This is a genomic window from Methylobacterium aquaticum, from assembly GCF_001043915.1.
Lineage (GTDB): Bacteria > Pseudomonadota > Alphaproteobacteria > Rhizobiales > Beijerinckiaceae > Methylobacterium > Methylobacterium aquaticum.
Genome location: NZ_LABX01000505.1, coordinates 1 through 770 on the forward strand (window position 1 = coordinate 1; position 770 = coordinate 770).

Below are 770 nucleotides of genomic sequence, written 5' to 3' on the forward strand. Positions count from 1 at the left end.
CTGCCGGTCTTCACCTGGACCGGGATTTACGCCGGCGTGAATGCCGGTGCGGCCTTCTCCGGTTCGGAACAGCCGCGATACACCGAAGGCCGGGGCTTCGTCGGGCTCAACCCCGGCGTCCTCGACGGCTTCCGGAAGTCGCGTGAGCAGACCGGCTTCGTCGGCGGCGGGCAGATCGGCTACAATTATCAGGTTGGGGGCATCGTCCTCGGGGCGGAGGCGGACTTCCAGTATGCCGGCCTCGACCGCCGTCGCACGGGAACCGGTGCGCTGACGAACTTGGCACCCGGCCACACGGACACCGACATCCTGACGTCGCGGACACGCATCGAGACGCTCGGCACGGTGCGCGGTCGGATCGGCTTCCTGCCGACGGAGCGGTTGATGGTCTATGCCACCGGCGGCCTCGCTTATGGCGACGTCAGAATGCGCACGGCCTACACGGACACTGGCACCGGTCCCTTTTTCCCCGGCGGCATCAACGTGATTCCGTATTCCGGCGCGCGCTCGTCTATGCAAGTCGGCTATGTCGCCGGCGGCGGCATCGAGTATGCGATCACCGATCGCCTCAGTGCCAAGATCGAGGGCCTCTACGGCGACCTCGGCCGTTCCAGTGTGACCGCCCGCTACACCGGCACCGGTAGCAAAAAAAAACAAATCCGGCAACGACAAGTTCCCGACTGATTCCCTTAGAGCGCACGACATCCGCTTCGCGCACGCGACGGGCGGCAACGAGCGCACGGGGGCCGAGCACTCACTACCCCTGATGT

1 protein-coding gene is annotated in these 770 nt (G+C 65.7%); it reads left to right on the forward strand.

What is annotated here, in order from left to right:
* A partial coding sequence (locus tag VP06_RS33495; RefSeq protein WP_048468150.1) for an outer membrane protein occupies positions 1–684 on the forward strand: 684 nt, incomplete at its 5' end.
* Positions 685–770: the final 86 nt, after the last annotated feature.